14 protein-coding genes are annotated in these 20,857 nt (G+C 53.5%); 8 read left to right on the top strand and 6 right to left on the bottom strand.

The genetic code is table 11. The features are described 5' to 3' along the window. Positions 1-321: hypothetical protein (locus BHW66_RS08590; RefSeq protein WP_286689005.1), on the bottom strand; the 321-nt coding region annotated here is incomplete at its 3' end. A 446-nt stretch (positions 322-767) separates the two neighbouring features. Between BHW66_RS08590 and BHW66_RS08585 the strand changes: the two genes are divergently transcribed. Together BHW66_RS08585 and BHW66_RS08580 are read left to right on the top strand one after the other, a co-directional pair. Further along, positions 768-1,826: a hypothetical protein gene (locus tag BHW66_RS08585; protein WP_146023964.1), complete on the top strand. Its 1,059-nt coding sequence runs from the start codon at positions 768-770 to the stop codon at positions 1,824-1,826. A 102-nt stretch (positions 1,827-1,928) separates the two neighbouring features. Further along, positions 1,929-2,369: a hypothetical protein gene (locus BHW66_RS08580; RefSeq protein ID WP_022396128.1), complete on the top strand. Its 441-nt coding sequence runs from the start codon at positions 1,929-1,931 to the stop codon at positions 2,367-2,369. Between the two features lie 304 nt (positions 2,370-2,673). Here BHW66_RS08580 and dnaN read toward each other — a convergent pair whose 3' ends face one another. After that, entirely contained in the window at positions 2,674-3,774 is a 1,101-nt protein-coding gene (dnaN, locus tag BHW66_RS08575) for a DNA polymerase III subunit beta (RefSeq protein WP_046436403.1), read from the bottom strand. Positions 3,775-4,348: 574 nt separating this feature from the next. On the opposite strand from dnaN, the gene ribD reads away from it, so the two are divergent. Then, entirely contained in the window at positions 4,349-5,419 is a 1,071-nt protein-coding gene (gene ribD / locus BHW66_RS08570; protein ID WP_046436633.1) for a bifunctional diaminohydroxyphosphoribosylaminopyrimidine deaminase/5-amino-6-(5-phosphoribosylamino)uracil reductase RibD, read from the top strand. 484 nt (positions 5,420-5,903) lie between these two features. On the opposite strand, the gene mnmG is transcribed toward ribD, so the two are convergent. Further along, the gene (gene mnmG / locus BHW66_RS08565; protein WP_046436405.1) at positions 5,904-7,790 is read right to left on the bottom strand and encodes a tRNA uridine-5-carboxymethylaminomethyl(34) synthesis enzyme MnmG; all 1,887 of its coding nucleotides are present in this window, start codon (positions 7,788-7,790) and stop codon (positions 5,904-5,906) included. After that, positions 7,790-8,896, bottom strand: coding sequence for a DNA polymerase III subunit delta (gene holA / locus BHW66_RS08560; RefSeq protein WP_215439454.1), 1,107 nt, complete (start codon positions 8,894-8,896; stop codon positions 7,790-7,792). Before holA ends, mnmG begins: the two co-directional genes overlap by 1 nt. 211 nt (positions 8,897-9,107) lie before the next feature. Between holA and BHW66_RS08555 the strand changes: the two genes are divergently transcribed. The 3 genes from BHW66_RS08555 (at position 9,108) to hrpA (ending at position 14,978) form a co-directional block, all read left to right on the top strand. Beyond that, positions 9,108-10,610 (top strand): trypsin-like peptidase domain-containing protein, encoded by a 1,503-nt coding sequence (locus BHW66_RS08555; RefSeq protein WP_094140588.1) that lies wholly within the window; start codon positions 9,108-9,110, stop codon positions 10,608-10,610. A gap of 121 nt (positions 10,611-10,731) precedes the next feature. Then, complete coding sequence (ilvN, locus tag BHW66_RS08550) at positions 10,732-11,214, top strand: acetolactate synthase small subunit (RefSeq protein ID WP_012419857.1); 483 nt, start codon at positions 10,732-10,734, stop codon at positions 11,212-11,214. 68 nt (positions 11,215-11,282) lie between these two features. Further along, positions 11,283-14,978 carry an ATP-dependent RNA helicase HrpA gene (gene hrpA / locus BHW66_RS08545; protein ID WP_215836869.1) on the top strand — a complete coding sequence of 1,232 codons (3,696 nt, stop codon included), beginning with the start codon at positions 11,283-11,285 and terminating at the stop codon, positions 14,976-14,978. A gap of 92 nt (positions 14,979-15,070) precedes the next feature. Here the strand turns inward: hrpA and BHW66_RS08540 are convergent, their stop codons facing one another. Next, complete coding sequence (locus tag BHW66_RS08540; protein WP_046436412.1) at positions 15,071-15,778, bottom strand: TrkA family potassium uptake protein; 708 nt, start codon at positions 15,776-15,778, stop codon at positions 15,071-15,073. A 7-nt stretch (positions 15,779-15,785) separates the two neighbouring features. Further along, complete coding sequence (locus BHW66_RS08535) at positions 15,786-17,534, bottom strand: potassium transporter TrkG (RefSeq protein ID WP_286689004.1); 1,749 nt, start codon at positions 17,532-17,534, stop codon at positions 15,786-15,788. A gap of 313 nt (positions 17,535-17,847) precedes the next feature. Here BHW66_RS08535 and hisF point away from each other — a divergent pair, with 313 nt between their 5' ends. Next, entirely contained in the window at positions 17,848-18,615 is a 768-nt protein-coding gene (hisF, locus tag BHW66_RS08530; RefSeq protein ID WP_046436419.1) for an imidazole glycerol phosphate synthase subunit HisF, read from the top strand. A 53-nt stretch (positions 18,616-18,668) separates the two neighbouring features. After that, entirely contained in the window at positions 18,669-20,801 is a 2,133-nt protein-coding gene (locus BHW66_RS08525) for a glycoside hydrolase domain-containing protein (RefSeq protein ID WP_180974155.1), read from the top strand. Positions 20,802-20,857: the final 56 nt, after the last annotated feature.

Raw genomic sequence — 20,857 nt, 5'->3', positions numbered from 1 at the left:
GTTGCCGCCGGAGTCCTTTACTTCCAGGATTCCCCAGTCGTCCACCCCAAGGAAGAGCGAGCAGGTGCCGTAGAGTTTTTTGCCGTCCGCTCCTTCCGGAATGGTAAAGTAACCGTGAGCACTGTGTCCATCCGCCGACGTACTAGGCGGTCCCACGGTAATTTCATCGTGTTCGTGGATTTCCTCGAACGGTAGCGGATCGGGCTCCGGAGCGGCGCGCATGCCACGCGGCATGGGTTTGGCCGTAGAGCCAAAGTACCATTTGCGGTAAGCGGGGATGGAAGAAGGGGTGCCGGCAGAAGAAGTAGTTGGAGTATTCATAAGGCATTAAAGAACTGGGATTGATGATGAAATTAGAGGAGAGCAATCCTCCATGATCATTTTCCCAGTAGCATGATCCAGAGCCAGTGTCAATAAAGTTTATTTGAGAATTTCTGTTTGCCTATGAAACATAATGAATTTTTTCCATCAAAATATAATATAATAATTTTTATAATCAGCGCCTTCCTTTTACAGACATTAATATTATCTATTTGTTAGAAAAAATCCACAATAGGATGTCATTCCTGCTTGGCGCCAGTCAAATTCCTGTAAAAAATGTCTCTCTCATGGAGAAAGAATGGTTGATGATTCAGTAGTTTGTCTTTTCGAATTTGCCGCAACTTCTGAAAACCCTTAAACAAAAAATACATCTTTTCCGAAGTTTTTCTATGAAAACGAGAGGAGAAAGATTGCCCTCCATCCGTAGAACCCTTACAATTTTTGCCATGCCTGTATCTCCGGCGCGCATTCTGGAAGATTTGTCCCCCTTCTACCGGCAGGAGGAATTTCCCGTGCTTCTGCACCAGTGTGAAACGTGGGCGGAAAGCCGCCCGTTGGAGGGATGCCGTGTGATTGACGCCTCCCCCGTATTCCGGAATACCTGCGCCAAATACGCCGCCCTGCTGGCGGCGGGAGCGGAGTTGACGGCAGCAGTCTCTCCGGTGATGCCCCACGATCCGGAAACGGTCGCGCTGCTGGGCAGGTATGGAATACCCGTGGTGGAGGCGGAACGGGCGGACGGACCCTATGACGTGGTGATGGACTGCGCCGGGGCGCTCAGCCATGTTCCCAGCCGCTGCGGGTATGTGGAACTGACCCGGTCCGGAGCGCAGCATTATACGTGCTGCACACAGCCCGTGTGGATGGTGGACGCCGGAAAAATCAAGCAGATAGAAACCTGCCTGGGAACCGGGGAAAGCTTTTTCCGCGCGCTGGAAGCGCTGGGAATTGAGAGTGGCCCGGGACGGACCCTGGTAGTCATCGGGTACGGAAAAGTGGGCCGCGGAATCGTTCTGCACGCGCTCAGGCGGGGCTTGAACGTTATCGTGGCGGATGTGGAGGAAAAACCTCTCCCTTTGTCCTCCGCCTCATTCATGCGCGCAACGGATGGAGAAGCTCTTACCAATGCAGTCAGTCATGCCTTTTGCGCCGTCACGGCCACAGGGCGGCGGCATGCCCTGTCAGGAGTGATTGACCCCGCTGTGACCCGCTCCTCCGGCGTTCTGCTGGCCAATATGGGCGTGGAGGACGAATGGGGGCCGGAGATCCCGAAGAACCGCCTGCTGAACGGAGGCCGCCCCCTTAATTTCATTCTGCCGGACCCTACGCAAATGTGCTACATAGACCCTCCCCTGGCACTCCATAACCTGGGCGCCGTGGAGCTTGCCGCAGGCCGCGCCATGCCGGGCATTTTTCCGCCGCCTCCGGAAATGGAGGAAGCTTTCCTTTCCCTGATCCGCTCCCGCGGTTCCCTGCCGCCGGACATGCTGGACTGGATTTCCTGACTTATCATCTTGTCTTTGCAGGAATGAAGGAGTATCGTACAGAGTACGGCTGGGGGCTTCGCGTTCCCTGGCCGGCCTGACGTTTCATTGACTTCGCAATCCATGAACACTTATTATTCCTACCGCAGCTACCGGCTGGGAGGGAGACTCCTCGGCACCCTGGGGTGCGGCCTGGCCTGGGCATTCTTCGGGTCCGGATGGTGGAGCTTTCTCCTCGGCGCTCTTCTCTTGTTCCTGTGGCTTCCCGTCATTCTGGGGAGACCTTATTTTCTCACAATCACTTCCTCCTCCATCTCCTGGGGCAACAGCATTTCACGCAAGGAAATTCCATGGGAACTGATTGAGCGCATAGGATGTACGCCCGATCATGAATCTGAACCCGGACTGATGATTGAACTGAAAGACGGCCGTATTCTGGATGTGGAATCCTCCTGCTTCGGTTCCCTGCCTCCCGTACGGGAAGCCATTCTGCAAGCCTCCGGTTCCTATCCTTTCCATCTTGCTCCGGATTTGTTCGCCGATCCGGGGTTGTTGAGCGAATGACGCGGCGGAGCCTCCTTAGACCCGCTGCGGCACTCCGTGCCTTCCCTTGCGCCTGAACCGCACGTTCCCGGCGCCGGAAGGTGTTTATACGCGTTTTTTCTGGTGCCATGCCGGCACGCCTATTTTTTATCCCTCCCCCGGAAATCACCGTCCGGTTTATTGACGACGGTGGAAAATGAAAAATGTTCCACGTAGAACATTCATGTGAATAACCCAGTCATCACTTTCATTTTCAATCAATAAAAAACAGGCGCCGTGACAGCACGGCGCCTGTTCTCGTATGAATGATTTTGTACCATCAAAATCAGTTGGGAGATCTCATTGGCATGAGCACGTACAGGAACTCATCACCTATCTTCAATACGCCCGGGCTCATTTCATCAATGAGGTTCAACGTAATGATCGTATCCCCGGCCATCGTCTTCAGGGGAGCCATGAAGAAATCCGGGTTGAAGGAAATGGAAAGCGGCCTTCCGGCATAAGTGATCGTCATAGATTCATGAGCTTCACCCACGCCTTCCGCGCTGGAAGCCACTTCGAGTTCGTTTTCACGGAAGTTCAGCTTGATGTTCGTGCTTTTGTCCACGGAAAGGAGGGACACGCGGCGCACCGTTTCCAGCAGTTCCCCGCAGGGCAGTTCAATGCTTTCCTTGCAGTCCGTCGGGATTACCTGGCGGTAGTTCGGGTAATTGCCGTCAATCAGCTTGCTGATCAGCAGCGTATCATTGATTTCAAAAGCGGCCTGGTTGCGGGTGAACCGTATGGTGACGGTCCCCACTTCATCCAGAAGGCGGCGGAGTTCACCAACGGCCTTGGTGGGCAGAATGGCGTCCAGTTGCTGTTCTTCCGGGAATTCCAGGGCGGTTTCCGCCAGGGCCAGGCGGCGGCCGTCCGTAGCCACCAGAGTCATCTTGCCGTTGCGGAAGGAAAGGGAAATGCCGTTCAGCACGTAGCGGGTCGTATCCGTAGAGATGGCGTATTCCGTGCGGCGGATGCAGTCGCGCAGCAAATTCTGGTCCACCTGGTACACGGTCGCCTGTTCAAAGGACGGCAGTTCGGGGAATTCGTCCGCCGGAAGGCCATTCAACTTGAACTGGGAGCGGCCGCATTCCACAGTCGCCTGGTTGCGCTGGTTGACGTCCACCTGGACTTCGGCTTCAGGAAGCTCGCTGATGATGCTCACCAGCTTTTTGGCGGGAAGAGTCACGGTGCCCTCGCGCAGCACGTTCGCGGGAACTACGCCGGTGATGCATACGTCAAGATCCGTAGCCGTAAAACGTACCTGGCCGTTTTCAGCTTCAATCTTGACGTTGGAAAGAATGGGCAGCGTCGTCTTGGAAGACACCACGCTGGCAACCTGTCTCAGACCGTCGAGAAATACTTGCTTGGAAATGGTAAACTTCATGTGTCTGTGCTTTTATCTGCCTCGCATCCTCTCACAAGTGCCTCCTGTGATTCAAGCCATTTCTCCGTCAAACCCTAATATTTGGCAGTATTTTTTTAAAAGCATACTATATATAGTAATATACAATTTCTCCGGGCATATCTTGCATGAAAAGGTTTTTCAAATTATTTAAGCATTCTTAAAAATCCATTCCGGGGAATCAGATTTCTTCAATATTCTTGTGCGGATTATAAATCCGGATATTGTCTCTTTTTCTCAGGATGCGGCAATTTTATTGGAAATGTACGTTTTCTTTCCAACAGGAATGCCGTTTCTGTTTACAGCCGCACCTGCCAATAACCTTGTGAAAGGCCAGGTTGATTAACTGTGAGTATGATGTGGATAACTTATTCAGATATTATTCACAAATTTGCAAGCCAAATTTATTAACATTTGAAATGATACTCAATGCTCTCATTTACAGTCATTTAAAATCTTATTCACACTGGGCACACAGCAGAAGAAGAAGGAATTTAATATTGTTAAACCTAATATTCTTCAATCACACAACGTGATTGTCCTTCTTCCGGTTTTCATGCTACAAAACGGCGTGAATACGAAAAATCAGGATGACTGTTGGATGAACATGGCCATAAAACTGGCCTCAAATGGAATCGGACTTACGAGTCCGAATCCCTGCGTGGGGGCAGTCATTGTGCATGAAAACCAGGTGATTGGTTCGGGATTTCATAAAAAAGCCGGCTTGCCTCATGCGGAAAGAGAGGCTATTGCCGACGGAGTGGCGAATGGCAATGCCCCCCTGTTCGCGGACTCAACTTTGTATGTTACTCTGGAACCATGCAGTACTTCCGGGAAAACACCGCCTTGTACGGATGCCATTTTGAAACATCGTTTTAAACGGGTGGTTTATGGTTCGGAAGATCCTAATCCCAAACACCGCGGCGCTGCGGCTGATATTCTTGAACAGGCCGGCATCAAGGTTACCCGCGGGGTTCTGGAGAAGGAATGCGATCATTTAATCAGGGGGTTCAGGGTGAACATGCTGGAAGGGCGTCCCTGGGTAATTGCAAAAAGCGCCATGTCTCTGGATGGCCGCATTTCCCGTAGTCCGGAACGTTCCCAATGGCTGACGAATGAAAAATCCAGATCTTTTGTACATACCTTGCGTGCCGAATGCGATGCGGTTCTTACCGGAGGGAATACCGTGCGTCTGGACAATCCGTCCCTGACCATTAGGAAACCGGATCGTCCTGTTTCTCCCCTCAAGGAACAACCCTGGCGTATTATTCTAACCCATGATGCTTCTTCCATACCTGCGGATTCCATTTGTTTAACAGATGAATTTCGTGACCGCACTTTGGTTGTGGAGAATGTTTTCAATTATTTGGAATTATTAAAAAAATTATATAATAATAAAAAAATAGGAACTATACTGCTGGAAGCGGGAGGCTGTCTGGTCCGGGAATTTCTGAAAGCCGGTTTAGTCGACGAGTGGGTGGGGTTTTATGCTCCCATCATTATCGGCGGCGGTACGGACGGCGTAGCGCCCGGTCCGTTTCTGGAGCATGAAGCCCATCTTGAACAACCTGTTGTAAATATTTTTGGAGATGATGTATGTATCCGAGGAGATATCTGTTACCGGTAATGGATGAGGTCTTTGTTTATTGGTTATCCGAAGAATTTTAAACTTGGGAAGGTAATTTTCATTCGCCCGGTGGATTTGTCATTCAGCCCTTCCGGCCTCCCTTGCCTCTTGGAGTAAGCTCAATGCTGCTTTTTCTTATCGGCAGTATTTGAATGGAATCCGTGAAGAAATCGTGTGACGCTTCTTAATGATTTGCGATGGATAAATCAGGAAGGCCGGTATTCAATAATACTGAAGGGATATTCCATTTCTTTTTACGACAAGCAGAAAGTGGTGGTTGTTCGGAGGAAGGGAAGAGCTGCTGTCGCGCAAAAAGACATTCAGAAAACAGTATTGAATCTTTTTATCGACTCCAGGCAATGGCGACAGGGAAATATAATGGGATCATATACGGCTCAAGGATGTCCCTGCCATATTTATTTTTCAATACCCGCCTCCTATGGTCCTCCTTAAATTGAAATTTCTGAATAAAAAACGCGGGGTATTATGTTTGTTGCCTGCTGCGTTTTTGCAGATGCACAAGCAACAGGGCGATATCTGCCGGGGTAATTCCGGGAATTCGAGAGGCCTGCCCGATAGTTGCAGGACGTATGTTGCCCAGCTTGATGACAGCCTCTTTTTTTAAGGCATGGACATGTTCGTAATCAATATCGGAGGGAATAGTTTTATTTTCCATCCGTATGATTTTTTTCGCCTGTTTTTTCTGCCTTTCAATATGCCCTTCGTACTGGATATCCGTAGCAATGGCATCCAAATGTTCCACGTGGAACATTTTTTTCAGTTCTTCAGGCAATAGAGTCCAGTCATTGCCGGGCCTTTTAAGCCATGTGGAGAGAGAAACTCCTTCATGTTTAAGCGCGGCAGCTTTTATTATTCCTTCTTCAACGGCGTTTTTCCTGTCTTCAGCCTTCCGGGCCATTTCACAGGTAATAAGGCCCGCTTCAAAAGCCAGAGGGGCCAACCGCAGGTCTGCATTATCCTGACGCAGCAACAGGCGGAATTCTGCCCGGCTGGTAAACATGCGGTAAGGTTCATCGGTTCCTTTGGTAACGAGGTCGTCTATCATGACGCCGATGTAAGCCTGATCCCGGCGCAGCACCAGAGAAGGTTTGCCCAGGGTTTTCAGAGCGGCGTTCGCTCCCGCCATTAGTCCTTGCGCTGCGGCTTCTTCATAGCCGGAAGTGCCGTTGATTTGACCTGCAAAGTACAGGTTTTCTACCAGTTTTGTTTCCAGCGTAGGATGCAATTGCGTGGGAGGACAGAAGTCGTATTCCACCGCATATCCCGGACGGATCAGCTGCGCGTTTTCCAGGCCGGGAATGGTATGGATGAAGTCGCACTGAGCGGAGTAGGGCAGTGAAGTAGAAACTCCGTTAAGGTAGAATTCCTCCGTACTGCGGCCTTCCGGTTCCAGGAATACCTGATGGCTGTTTTTTTCCGCAAAACGCACGATTTTATCTTCTATGGAAGGACAATACCGGGGGCCTACGCCTTCAATGATACCGCTGTAAAGGGGGCTGAATTTTAAATTCTTCCGGATAATGTCGTGCGTAGTCTGGTTGGTGTAGGTGATCCAGCACGGCATTTGCTTCATCCGGAAATTTTCATCTCCCCACGTGTTCAAAGTGCAAAAGGGTTCGGAATCACGTTTCAGTATATCACGGGAACGGTAGCTGAACAGGGCTTCCGGAGAGTCTCCAGGCTGTATTTCGCAGACGGAAAAGTCGATGGATCTCCCATTGACGCGGGGAGAAGTTCCTGTTTTAAGCCTTTCCACCTGAAAACCCAGCATGGCAAGATCGGCGGAAAGGCTGGAAGAAGCGCAACCCATTCGGCCTCCTGTTATGTGTTGAAGGCCCACATGAAGCAATCCCTTCATGAATGTCCCGGAGCAGATAATCACGCTGCGGGCATGGATGGCGCATCCCAGAGAAGTAACGGCTCCCGTTGCCTGCTGTTCTCCATTGACGAGCAGTTTGACCACATCTCCCTGAAACAGGCGTATGCCGGGGGCGGTTTCCAGAACCATTTTCATTCTTGTGCGGTAGGCTGTTTTATCGCACTGGGCGCGGGGAGCGCGCACGCTGGGCCCCTTGGAAGCGTTCAGCATCCGGAATTGAATGGCGGTAGCATCCGTGTTCAACCCCATCGCTCCCCCCATGGCATCTATTTCCCGGACGATATGCCCTTTGGCAAGTCCCCCAATAGCCGGATTGCAGGACATTTGTCCGATAGTATCCAGGTTATGAGTTAGGACGGCGACGGAGCACCCCAGACGGGATGCTGCCAGTGCCGCCTCAATGCCTGCGTGCCCGGCGCCGACGACGAGAACGTCAAACAGGGGGAAAACGGAAGAAGGGGAGGAGTTCATCAGGATGCGGAGCAGATAGCAAGACGATGCAGAATCAGGCAGGGATCAAGAGAGGAGGACACCAGGGCTTTATCCGCCTTCATGCATTCTTTCAAAGTTTGCTTTAGCCGTTCCGTCTTGAATTTGGAAGCATTTTGCGCCGCCAGAAAAAGCGGATACGCATTGGGTGTACCGTCTTTTTTCAAGGGAATTAACGCGGCCGCATAGGAGGGCAGGGAAGAAATGCGGGCCGTAAATTCCTTGAAATTGGTGGGCTTCAGGTTGAATGCGTCACATAAAAGTCTGGCAGCCAGCAAATTTCTTAACGTAGGGATGAATGCGGCACGCATGATTGTGATGGCGTTTTCACCGCGTTCCAGTTGAAAATCAATTAGAGAGATGGCCGCATCGCTTTTCTTGTTTTCCAAAGCCCGGGAAATTTCAAAAATAACGCCTGTACGCGTCAGCGGAACCATGCGCTCCACATCCTCCGGCATTACGGTGCGTCTGTCCGCTCCCAGATAAAGATCCAGTTTTTCAATTTCGGAAATGATTTGGCGGGAGGATTCGCTGACGCGGTGAATAAACAGTTCCAGGGCGGCGGAGTCGAAATTCATGCCGCGCGCCGCCGTTTCCTTATTAATGAGGGGCATTAAACTGCCTTCCCAGCCTGCTTTCGTGATGTCCGGCTTGTTCAATTCTTCCGATGCGGCGTATTGAAGCAGGAATTTGTTAAAGGAACGGCGTTTGTCAAATTCGGAGGCGGAAATAAGCAGCAGGACGTCCGGCCCCAGGCCGCTTTCCAGCAATTGCCTGAAAGAATCCAGAGCCGCTTCCGTGGTGGAGGAACGCCCCGTGACGGAGTCTCCCAGAAAATTGCAGTTCTTCATCCAGACTACTTTGCGCCCCGGAAAAAACGGGAGGGTCCGCAGAGCTTCCATAACCTGGCGTACCAGCTGGGCCGCTTCATCGGAATCACCGCAGGCCGCTTCCAGAATTTCATGGGAAAATTCGTTTGTGCCTTCCGTCAGAGCGGCAAAGATGCCGGAAGCCTTTTCACGCACCATTCCTTCATCCGTACCGAAGACGAGATGAATGGCCTGTTGTTGTAAAGTGCTGGAACCCATAAAACCGTAGCCGCATGATATCATAAAGCACGCCTTGTTGAAAGGCGTATTTGTCATTTGAAAGTTTTTTCATTTGAAGAGAAAGTACTTAAATAGTATCAATGGAACCGGAATGTCAAAAAGCGGCTGAAGCTTGACAGGCTCCGTTTTCAGGCATCTCCTTGTGATCAAGCCGCAAACCGTTTGATCGTTATTACGGCAGGGCATTTCCATGAGATCGACCATATGGACACGGGCTTTACTTGTCATCATGATGACGGTTATGATGACCGTGGTCTCCGTTGCCTATTGGAGATGGAACAGTCGTGTTACGGAGAAGAATGTTTCCTTCCGGTCGGAAGTGTTTACCCTGGCCCAACAGCCCGAATTGAAGGAGGAGGATATTCCTGTTTTGCACCAGCTCAATGAGGAATATTCACGCGTTGCCCGGCTGGTGGAACGGGTATTGGTCAGCATAGACACTACAGGCGTGACAAGCGTTCCTCAGCCTTCCGAGGATGGTGATTTCATGATTGAAAAGAGGCTGACGGTTCATGGTTTGGGTTCCGGCGTCATTGTTACTGAAGAAGGGCATATTATTACCGCCTACCATGTCATTCAGAACAAGCATGCGCTGCGCGTTACGCTGAGCAATGGGAAAAGCGTTTCCGTACGCCTGGTAGGGGTGGATCCGGAACTGGATATTGCCGTGCTGCAGGTAGAAAACCCGATGACGTTTACCCCTCTTCCGTTCGGCAACAGTGATGAAATTGCGCCCGGCATGATTGTTCTGGCATGCGGCAATCCCTATGGGCTGGGCACGACTGTTTCCCGCGGCATTATCAGTGCCCGTGAACGCAAGCTGGTGGATTCCGGCATTAACTTGATCCAGACGGATGCCAGTATCTTCCCGGGGAATTCGGGAGGCCCTCTCATCAACATCCGCGGGGAAATCATCGGCATCAATAAATCGGTGCTTCCCAATGCGGAGAAAAATTACGCCGGCATTGGGTTTGCCATTCCCTCCAATCTGGTGATGCACAGCTTTGAGCAGATTTGCAAACATGGCCGCCCCATGAAAGGGTATCTGGGATTGGACATTGTGCGCAATACTCCCCCGCTTCGCAGCTTCCTGGATTATCATGAGGCGGGAGGCGCAGTAATCAACATCGTGAAGCATGGTTCCCCGGCGGAGCAGGCAGGCCTTCAAACAGGTGACGTAATACTGAGTTTTAACGAAGTCCCCATCCAGACGGATGAGGAAGTGAAGGAACGCATTGAAAATCTTTCCATCGGCGACAAGTTCTGGCTGAAAGTCTGGCGCAAAGGGCAGAAAATGAACGTCACCCTGAAGGTGGGAGATAGTATTTTAAAAAATGTTCCTTCTCCTTGGGAAGACTTCATGGAAGGAGTGGGAATGCATTTGCGTGAACTGACTGCGGAAGAACAATCCATAGGTGCTCGGGGGTTGCTGGTCATTCAAGTGAATCCGAAGAAATCCGTAGGGCAGATATTGCAGGCCGGCGACATGGTCTTTGCCGTAAACCACCAGAGTGTCAGCACCAAGGAAGCCTTGGTCAAAGCTCTTAGGGAAGGGCCGGCATTGCTGACCGTTTCCCGCGACGGGCAGCAATTCAATGTGAAAGTGGATGCGCGCCCCGTTTCTGAAAAAACATTGCTTCCCCGCATTCCGGAGGCGACAAAAGGCAACGCCATCATACCGCACGAGCTTTGATCCGGCCTGAGCGGTTCCTGCCGGAACCCCCGTTAGGAAAAACGTTTTCCGGCATCGCCGTCCGCAGGCTTGACTGGCAGTCAAAAGTGCTTACAATGCATCACCTTTAAGAAATTAAATTATGACTCGTCATACTATCTCCGTACTTGTTGAAAACAAATTTGGCGTGCTTGCCCGCATTGCCGGTTTGTTTAGTGGACGGGGCTACAATATTCATTCGTTGAACGTTGCCCCTAGCCAGGACCCGCGCTTTTCACGGATGACCATCGTCGTACGCGAAAAGGAAGATGTTCTGGACCAGATTATCAAGCATCTGGAAAAACTGGTCAACACGGTGGAAGTAGTAGATTTCCGCAATACGGACAATGTGTACCGGGAAACGGTATTGACCCGCATTGGCGTAGATTCCGCCACGCGGCATGAAGTCATTGAGTTCTGCCAGATACTGGGCGCCCACATTGTGGATGTCACGCGGGACGCCCTGACCATTGAAGTGACGGGAGGCGAGTACAAGATAGACCGTTTCCTGTCCCTCATTGAGGATTATGATGTGCAGATGCTGACCCGGAGCGGCCGTATCGCCCTTCCCAAACCCTGTCAGTAAAAGAACCTCCCGGTTTTCTTCTTCAACCCTGCAGGACGTTCTTGCAGGGTTTTTTTCTCATCTTCACCATGAACATTACTTATCCGGATCTACCCATTTCCCGCCGCCGGAATGACATTCTGGCGGCAATGCAGGAGCACCAGGTCATTGTCGTAGTGGGGGAGACGGGATCCGGTAAGACTACCCAGCTCCCTAAAATGGCCATGGAGCTTGCCGGGGAGGCGCGGGGCAGAGTAGGGTGCACCCAGCCCAGAAGGCTGGCTGCTGCTTCCGTTTCCCGCCGAGTTGCGGAAGAATTGAACTGCGACCTGGGAGGTTTGGTGGGTTACCAGGTGCGCTTTGAGGAAAAAGCCGGGCCGGATACGCGCCTGAAGTTCATGACGGATGGGATTCTTCTGGCGGAAACGCAGCATGATCCGGATCTGCGCCAATATCATACCCTGATTTTGGATGAGGCGCATGAACGCAGCCTCAACATTGATTTTCTGCTTGGCTATCTGCGTCTTTTGCTGGGCAGGCGGAGAGACTTGCGGCTGGTCATCAGTTCCGCGACGCTGGATGCCGGTGAGTTTTCCGAATTCTTTGGAGGCGCGCCTATTATTCAAGTAGAAGGCCGCACTTATCCGGTGGATCTCCACTATCTGCCGCCGCTGCATGACGATGAGGAACTTCCGGCTCATGTGGCGCGTGCCGTGGATTGGCTGGATACTCTGGACGATCGCGGGGATGTGCTTGTCTTCCTTCCCGGAGAACGCGAAATACGTGAGGTGGCGGAAAAACTGAAAGGCCGGAATCTGAGAAATACGTGCATTCTGCCTTTGTTCGCCAGGCTGGGCCTGGCGGACCAGCAAAGGATTTTTCATCCGGAGCAGGGATACCGCCGCATCGTGCTGGCTACAAATGTGGCGGAAACGTCCCTGACAATCCCCGGCATCATTTATGTTATTGACTCCGGCCTGGCGCGCGTCAGCCGCTATAGCCCGGCACGTCAAGTGCAGCGGCTTCAGATAGAACCCGTCTCCAAGGCCAGTGCCCGCCAGCGCGCTGGCCGTTGCGGCCGTGTGTGCGAAGGTGTGTGCATCCGCCTGTACAGTGAGAAGGACTGGGAGGACAGGCCGGAATTTACGGATCCGGAAATCAGGCGCAGCGCACTGGCCGGGGCGCTGCTCCGGATGAAAGACCTAGGATTGCCAGAAATGCCGGAGTTCCCACTTCCGGATCCTCCTTCATCCAAACTGGTGACGGAAGGTTACCGCACCTTACGGGAGATCGGCGCTCTGGACAAAGCCCGGCAACTCACGCCCGTAGGCAGAAAGCTGGCGCGGTTGCCCATTGACCCGCGGCTGGCCCGCATGTTGCTGGAGGCTCAACATGAACAGGCCCTGCCGGAAATGCTGGTGATTGTAGCCGGCCTGGGCATCATGGATCCCCGTGAACGCCCTGCGGATGCCGCTCAGAAAGCGGACCAGGCCCACGCGCAGTGGAAGGAAGAAGACAGTGACTTCCTGTCTCTGCTTAAATTATGGAAGGCTGCATGGCAATTCCGGGAGGGAAGGCGCTGGCGCAAAAACCAGCTTCGGAAATGGTGCGGGAAAAATTTCCTCAATTTCAACCGCATGATGGAATGGTTCAATTTATGGGAGGATCTTTCCCGGTTGGTCAGGGAAACACTGAAATGCAAAATTTCCCCTTTGGAAGAAAAAACGGAGCGGCAGGCTTCCTTTGCCATGATTCACCGGAGCATCCTGGCGGGCGTTCCGCGCCAGTTCGGCCTCTGGGATGCAGACAACCGGGAATATCGCGGCGCCGGAGGACGTTCCTTCGGCATTTTTCCCGGTTCCGGCCTGTTCCGCCGTAAAAAAAGGAGTGAATGGGTAATGGGCGTGGAGTTGGTGGACACCACGCGCCTGTGGATGCGCCGCGCCTCCATTTTGGAACCGGAATGGGTGGAGAGAGTAGCGCCCCATCTGTGCGAATCACACTATTCCGGAGCGCGGTGGGACAGGGAGCAGGGGGCTGTTTACGCAGTGGAACGCGTCGTGTGCGGCGGCTTGCGCATCATTGATAACAGGCGTGTGCACTATGGCCGTATCAATCCCGCCCATGCGCGGGAAATAATGATACGTGAAGGCCTGTTGGGCGGTGGTTTCCGCACGAAACCCGCCTGTATCAGGCATCTGGAAACGCTCCGGGAAGATGTTCGGCAGATAGAGCTGAAGTTGCGCCGTCCGGACCAGGTCTGGTGTGAGGAAGGAGTTTTTGAATTCTTTAACAGGCTTGTTCCCCCGGACTGCTGTACGGCCAGGGCCTTTTTGCGGTGGGCCGCCGGTGTGGAGAAGAAAAATCCGGAAGCTCTGCATGTTCCGCCACAGGAAGCCATGTACGAATTCTGGGGGAAAGACCTGCTGGATGGTTTTCCGGATGAAATCACCTGTAAAGGAGCGGAATATGCCGTGTATTACCAGAATGATCCCGGCGCGGAAGATGACGGCGTGACCCTGGGCGTCCACATCGACCAGTTGCCGGATATTCCCGAATGGTTGCCGGAGTGGGGGGTTCCCGGCCATCTGGCCCAGCGGGCGGAATGCCTGCTGCGTTCCCTTCCCAAGGATTTGCGCGTCTTTCTCCAGCCTATCAGCCAAAAGGCCGCTTACTTTGCGGAACTGAGGCATGGCCTGGAACCGGATGGGCCGCTGGCAGGGAAACTGGCGGAATTTGTGGAAGTGGAAACGGGAAAATTTTGCGCGCCCTCCTTTTTTGATATGAACCGTCTTCCTGCGGAGCTGGTTACGAAAATATGGGTGTGCGATGATGAAGGGGAAGAGCTTGCCATGGGCACGGATGTTGCGGAACTGAATAACCGCCTGGGTAAAAAACTTTCCCGCCGGTTCCAGGAAACAGCGGAGGATATCGTGTCCGTAACCGGCATGAAGGAATGGAGCTGCGGAGATTTGGAGTACACGGTGGATGTGGTGGGAAGGCCGGGTTATGTGGCTCTGGTGGATGAAGGAGCATCCGTGGGCGTCCGGGTCTTTGAGGATGAACTGAGCGCTGCGGAATCCCACCGGGAAGGGTGCCTGCGTTTCATGCGCCTGCGCCAGACGGACCAGCTTAACCATCTCCGCAGAAAATTTCCGTTGAAGCTGGAAGGAAAGCTCTCTCTTCATATGCTCGGACGGGAGCCGTCTACCAATGCGGAAGACCTGGTGGACGTTGCCGCGGAGATAGCCATGGGCCGTCCTTTGCCGTGCACGGCGGAGCAATTCGCTGCTGCGGAAATGAATCTGCGCCAAAATCTTTTTGATGCGGCGCATAACGTAGCGGATATATGGGAACTGGTAGCGGGTACGGAACATGCCGTCAGGGACTTTACGGCGCTGCAAAAGGGCGTGCGCCATACGGAGCGCATCACGGCTGACCTTCAGCGCCAGCTTGACTGGTTGTTACGCCCCCGTTTCCTGTGGGCGCATGGAGCGGAACGCTTGCCGGATCTGAAACGGTACATGCAGGGAATTGCGGAGCGTATCAGACGCATCGGCCAGCAACCCCTTGCCAGGGAATTGGAACGCCTGGACCTCTTTGAACGCGTGTATTTTCCCTGGCATCAGGTTTTGAAGGAACATGCCGGAGACCTGCGCTGGATACAATACGGTTATTTGCTGGAAGAATACCGCCTGGCCATTTTCGCTCCCGCCATCTCCGTCAAGGGCCGCGTCTCCGAAAAACGTCTGGTGGCTTCTTTTGAGGCATTGTCAAGCCAGTAAAACCAGGACGGAGGCTGTTTACACAGGCGGCTTATCCGTCGCCTTTTTCTGAAATGGAGAGGGATACCCTCAGCCTGCTTGCGGAGGATGGTTTACAATCCCTTGGATAATTGGGCGAATTCAATCAAATTGGTTTCCTTGCCGAACAGGACCAGAATGTCATGGTCTTCAAAAACGAGATCCGGGGAAGGAGTGCCAATGACGGGAATGCGCGGTATGGACAGGATTTCCCGGCGCCCCTGCGGAGTCTGGGCCTCCCCGCGGCGGATGGTGAGCAGGTTGAGGTGGTGTTCCGTGCGCAGGCCCACATCCCGCAGGCGCTTGCCCACCCAGATGCGCGGCACGGCAATTTCCACGATGCTGTGGTTTTCGTCCATGGGGGAGACGCGCAGGAATTCCGGGGATTCCAACTGGCTGGCGAGCTGCTTGGAAGCTACGCGGGATAAGTTGATGAGCGCATATACGTTCATCTGGCTTAAAATGTGTTCGTGCACCGGACTCATGACGCGGGCGTAGATGTAGCGGACGCCCATTTTCTGAAGGTGCGTGACGACGAGAAGGTTTTCTTCAAAACTGTCTCCGATGGCGACAATGACGGCGGACTGGTCGTCCAGTTCCAACTCACGCAAAGCGGCCGGATTAGTGTAATCCGTCACCACGGCATAAGTCACCAGATCCTTGATTTGCTCCAATTCTTCATCTGTGGAGGCAACGGCTACTACTTCAATATTACGGGCGGAAAGTTCTGTGCAGAGTTCCTGTCCAAACTGGCCCAGGCCGATAACGGTGTATCTCATCATGGTATATTCAGGTTAACGGGATTTTGACGGATGGATAGCGGTAATGTCTCGGAGTAGGGGTGCCGGCCAGCGCAATGAGAAAAGCGAAAAGCCCCACGCGGCCGGCGAGCATGTTGACGATAAGAAGGTATTTGGAAGGGTCGCTTAAATCTGGAGTAATGTCCCGCGACACGCCTACCGTAGCAAAAGCGCTGCAGTTTTCAAAGAAGATATCCAGAGAGCTCATGGAGGGCTCCAGGGCGCAAATCAGGACGGTAAAGCAGCCGATCCAGGCGCAGGAGACCACCACGGTAATCACGCAGCGCGCTACGGTGCGCTGGTCGATGCGGCGGCGGAAAAATTCCACATGATCCCTGCCGCGGAGGATGCGCAGGATTTCCGCGCCTGCAATGGCGCAGGTAGTGGTTCTCATGCCGCCTGCCGTGCCGCCGGGGCTGCCTCCCACCATCATCAGACCGCACATAATGAGGCTGGCTGCGGGCAGATAGCGGCTGTAGTCGCTGATATTGAATCCCGCCGTGCGTGCCGTGACGCTGTCGAAAAGGCAAATCCAGAGGTGTTCCCCCAACGGTTCCGCGGCATGGGGAGAGGAAACGGCAAAGATGGCCAGAGCGCCTCCCGCCAGCAAAATCCCCGTGGAGATCATCACCAGTTTGAAATAAGGGGTCCACTGCATGTGCAGGCGGCGGTGTTTGGAAAAGAAGCGGTTTGCCAGGCGTGAATTGATTTCCTTGTAGATGCCGAATCCCAGGCCGCCGCATACGATCAGCGCCATGATGACCGCCTGCCCGCTGTAGCACAGGCGGATGCCCGGCTCCATCAAATTCATCGGGAAAGTTGAAAAACCAGCATTGCAGAAGGCGGAAACGGAGTGGAACAGGGAATGCCACCACAAAGGCTCCCCCATCAGGTTGATGTCCTTCCCTTCCCAGGAGAAATAAAGAAGGACGGCGCCGCACAGTTCGATGAACAGCGTACTGACCACAATAGTGGTGATAAAGGAGACGACGGCTCCCAGATTGTCTTCATCAAGCAGATCCGTCAGCAGCACGCGGTCCCTCAGGGAAAAACCCTGGCCTGCCACCATGGCTACGAAGTAGGCGAACGTCATGATGCCGAATCCGCCAATCTGGATAAGGGCAAGCGTGAACATTTCTCCCAGCGGGGTAAAAGTATGGGCAAAATCCACGGCGTTCAGACCGGTGACGCATACTGCGCTGGTGCTGGTGAACAGGGCATCCGTAAAACTGAGTGTAATACCCGGATATGTGGAATTAGGCAGCAGAAGCAATCCGGTGCCTGCCAGGATGACTACTCCCAGAGAAGCTACAAACTGCATGGCGGGGGCCATAAGAGGCCGGCCTTTTTTTTGCTTGCCCACCAGCCATTCAAAAATCCTGGTCAGGGACATCAGCGTGGGGATGGCAATCAGCCCGGCCGTAATCACCAGGCGGGAAAGCTCCGTGAACCTCATGTATCCCGCTTCCTGTTGTTCCCTGGCAATCAGGAGAAAAATCATGAGGCAGCTGATGATTTGGAAAATCAGGAGCCTCAGGGAAGGGCGGTTGATTTCCTTCCGGAAATAGGAACCCAGAATGCCCGTCAGGTGGCCCAGCGTGGCAACGGCTGCAATCAGCCGCGACCACTCATGTTCCGCCCGCGTCAGGGGCCACCCCAGCTCCCAGACCACCGCCCCCAGAAGAATGGCAATGCAGACGGCTGCAAGTTTGGTGAATCCCGAGCGTGTGGTGGTCATGAATGGAAATGCCTTATGCGGACTCTACCACCTGGACATGGAAAGAAAAGCTCTTAGGCCGTTTTATGCATGCGGGCGGGAAAGGGGCAGATGCCGCACTGCGTTGCTTCATGGCGGGGCAGGGCCGGCCGGAAAGTGAGTGGAATAGTGATATTGATGAATTTCAGTAAATTTCTCTTACCATGGATATGCGGGATGGAAACGCTGCCGAAGAGGGCCTTGGTCAAAAAGGGAACATGTTTATTAAAAGGCATCCCGCGGCAAGCCGTATTTTAGGCTTTTCCTTTGGCGGCGGTGATGGCTTGATAGGGCTGTGCTGGCTAAAAGAATCATTCCGTGTCTGGACGTAACGGACGGCAGGGTCGTCAAGGGGACCAATTTCATTAATCTGAGAGATGCCGGGGATCCTGTAGAATGTGCCAGGGCGTATGATGCCCAGCAGGCGGATGAACTTGTTTTTCTGGATATTACCGCTTCTTCCGATGGCCGTGCCACCATGGCGGACGTGGTGCGCCGCACGGCGGCATGTTGCTTCATGCCGCTGACGGTAGGCGGCGGCATCCGTTCCGTAAAGGACATGCGCGAAATGCTTCTGGCGGGTGCGGACAAGGTTTCCCTAAATACGGCGGCCATCAATAGGCCGGAGCTGATTAATGAAGGTGCGGCGGCTTTCGGCAGCCAGTGCATCGTCGTCGCTATTGACGCCAAGCGCCAGGCTTCCGGCAGGTGGGGCGTTTCCACCCATGGAGGCCGGAAGTTCGTGGGGCTGGATGCCGTGGAATGGGCTGTGGAGGCGGAACGCCGCGGAGCCGGAGAAATCTTGTTGACCAGCATGGATGCGGACGGAGCCAAAACGGGTTATGATATTGAGTTGACCCGCGCCGTAAGCAGTGCGGTGCGCATTCCGGTAATCGCCAGCGGGGGTGCGGGTAATTTGGATCACATGGTGGACGTGCTGGTGGAAGGGAAGGCGGATGCCGTGCTGGCGGCTTCCATTTTCCATTTCGGGGAATACACGGTGCCGGAAGCCAAGGCTTACTTTGCTTCCAGAGGAATACCCGTACGTCCTTTGGCGGAGTAGCGGAAACAGCTTTTCTTTTGAGAGAAAATGAAATTCCGGCGCGTAATATGCGTATGCGCTGTCTTTTTTTTCCTCTATGTTCCGTTATTGCCTTAACGTCTTTTGTCCAGGCCCAGTCCCTGGAAAGGCATCCCCTGTATGAACCCGCCCTTGTTTCCGCAGGAACTCCGGGTGATGCAGGTAATTTATTTGCCGGGGCCAAAGTAACCGCTTCCGGTCATTACGGCAGTGACCGTCCGGAACTGGCCGTGGACGGGCAGACGAATAACGCCGGCAAATACTGGGGTTGCGAGGGCATTCCCGTTTGGCTCCAGATAGATATGGGAAAGCCCCGGACGCTTTCCGCCTTGCATGTATGGCCCTATTGGGAGGGAGGGCGCATTTACAAATATAAAATAGAAGGTTCCGAAGACGGAAAAAACTGGAAAATGTTGGCGGATCAGTCTTCCAACAGCATTGCCGCCACTCCGGAAGGCGTTCCCTTCAAATTCAATCCGCAGACGGTCCGTTACGTTAAAATCACTTTTTTAGGCAATAGCGCCGGCAATGAAAAGGGGGGACATCTGGTGGAAATCAAAGGGTACGGACCCGATGCCGCCCTGAGCCTGCAGGCTGCAGCGGTGAAGGATTATGACCGTATTCCTTACAACGGCGCTCCCGGGCAGGAAATGCTTCAGGATGCCGTGCGTCTGTTCGGCTGGAGAGGCGAACGCGCCGGCGGGCAGATTGCCGTCTGGTCTTCCCAGGCGCAGCCCCAGTTATCGGCCTCCTGCGCCGGGGTAAAAAACGCTGCCGGACAGATTATTCCTGTCCGGACTGCCATGATACGCTACACCAGGGGGGGCAACAGGCTGATTTCAGATATCATCGGCAGCGAAAACAGCTGCGATTTGCAAGCCGGAGGCGTGCGTCCGGTATGGGTGGAGGTCAATATCCCCCCGTCTGCCAAACCCGGCGTGTACAAAGGAAAAGTGGTAGTTTCCGCAGAAAGCGGCTCTCCCGTCAGTGTGCCGGTAATTCTGGAGGTGGCGCCGGAATCCCTCCCTGCTCCCGCGCATTGGCAAGTTCATCTGGACTTGTGGCAGCATCCGCAGGCCGTGGCCCGCTGGCATGATGTGGAACCGTGGTCTCCGGAGCATTTCGCACTGATGAAGCCGGTGATGAAAAGGCTGGCGGATGCCGGGCAAAAGGCCATTACATGCTCCCTGATTGATGAAGCCTGGAATGCCCAGACTTATGACTGGTTCCCGCCCATGATTGAATGGGTCAAGGGCAAAAATGGAACCATGCGCTGGAATTACGCCAATTTTGACAAGTGGGTTTCCTTCATGATGAACGAGGTGGGCGTCAAGGGGCAGATATCCTGCTATACCATGATTCCCTGGAACATGAAAATCCGTTATCTGGATGAGGCGACCGGAAAGTACAAATTTCTGGATCTTAAGCCGAACGATCCCTCCTATGAAGCTATCTGGGGGCCTTTCCTGACGGATTTTCGCAAGCACGTCAAGAGCAAGGGCTGGCTGGGCAAAACCTGCATCGGGCTGGATGAACGGCCGGACGCTATGGTCAGGGCGGCCAAGAATGTACTGGACAAGTATGCCCCGGAATTCAAAATCGTTTCCGCCGTCAATCGGCCTACGGCCATGACCCGGGACGTTTATGACGTCTCTCCTGTAATTGACCATGCAGGCACGGTCACGGGCGATCTGCTGGCGCAGCGCAAAAAGGAGGGAAAAAAGACGACGTTCTATGTCTGTGTCCATCCCAAAAAGCCCAACACCTTCACTATTTCTCCGCTGGCGGAGGCGGAATGGCTTCCCCTCTTTGCCGCCGCCAATCATTTGGACGGCTTTTTGAGATGGGCTTATAATTCCTGGAACCGCAATCCGTTTGAAAAGACGGATTTCGGGAACTGGCCCGCGGGAGACTGCTACCTTGTTTATCCCGGCAATCTCAGTTCCCTGCGGTTTGAAAAACTCCGGGACGGACTGGAGGAATTTGAAAAGGTCAATATCCTGCGCGCCCGCGCCGCAAAAAATCCTAAGGCGAAAGCTGCCGTAGCCCGCATGGATGAAGAGCTTTCCAAGCTCTTTACCGTGGAAAAAAGCCGCGGGGATTCCCATGAGGAAGACGTGCGGAAAGCCCGTGAAATTATCCGTAAAACGACGGAAATTTCCCGCTGACCTTTCTTGCGAGAAAAAGGGAAACCGCTGTATTTCCATGTCTTTCCGGAGGTTCG

The organism is Akkermansia sp. 54_46, from assembly GCF_001917295.1.
Taxonomy (GTDB): Bacteria; Verrucomicrobiota; Verrucomicrobiia; order Verrucomicrobiales; family Akkermansiaceae; genus Akkermansia; species Akkermansia muciniphila.
The sequence above is the reverse complement of the archived record's forward strand: the minus strand, read 5'-3'. Positions and strand labels throughout refer to the sequence as shown.

Coding starts and splice junctions, on each gene's coding strand:
- BHW66_RS08555 (WP_094140588.1), top strand. CDS start 9,108: ATGAGATCGACCATATGGACACGGGCTTTACTTGTCATCATGATGACG.
- mnmG (WP_046436405.1), bottom strand. CDS start 7,790: ATGAACTCCTCCCCTTCTTCCGTTTTCCCCCTGTTTGACGTTCTCGTC.
- BHW66_RS08585 (WP_146023964.1), top strand. CDS start 768: ATGCCTGTATCTCCGGCGCGCATTCTGGAAGATTTGTCCCCCTTCTAC.
- BHW66_RS08535 (WP_286689004.1), bottom strand. CDS start 17,534: ATGACCACCACACGCTCGGGATTCACCAAACTTGCAGCCGTCTGCATT.
- BHW66_RS08580 (WP_022396128.1), top strand. CDS start 1,929: ATGAACACTTATTATTCCTACCGCAGCTACCGGCTGGGAGGGAGACTC.
- ribD (WP_046436633.1), top strand. CDS start 4,349: ATGCTACAAAACGGCGTGAATACGAAAAATCAGGATGACTGTTGGATG.
- BHW66_RS08540 (WP_046436412.1), bottom strand. CDS start 15,778: ATGATGAGATACACCGTTATCGGCCTGGGCCAGTTTGGACAGGAACTC.
- ilvN (WP_012419857.1), top strand. CDS start 10,732: ATGACTCGTCATACTATCTCCGTACTTGTTGAAAACAAATTTGGCGTG.
- hrpA (WP_215836869.1), top strand. CDS start 11,283: ATGAACATTACTTATCCGGATCTACCCATTTCCCGCCGCCGGAATGAC.
- dnaN (WP_046436403.1), bottom strand. CDS start 3,774: ATGAAGTTTACCATTTCCAAGCAAGTATTTCTCGACGGTCTGAGACAG.
- holA (WP_215439454.1), bottom strand. CDS start 8,896: ATGGGTTCCAGCACTTTACAACAACAGGCCATTCATCTCGTCTTCGGT.
- BHW66_RS08525 (WP_180974155.1), top strand. CDS start 18,669: ATGCGCTGTCTTTTTTTTCCTCTATGTTCCGTTATTGCCTTAACGTCT.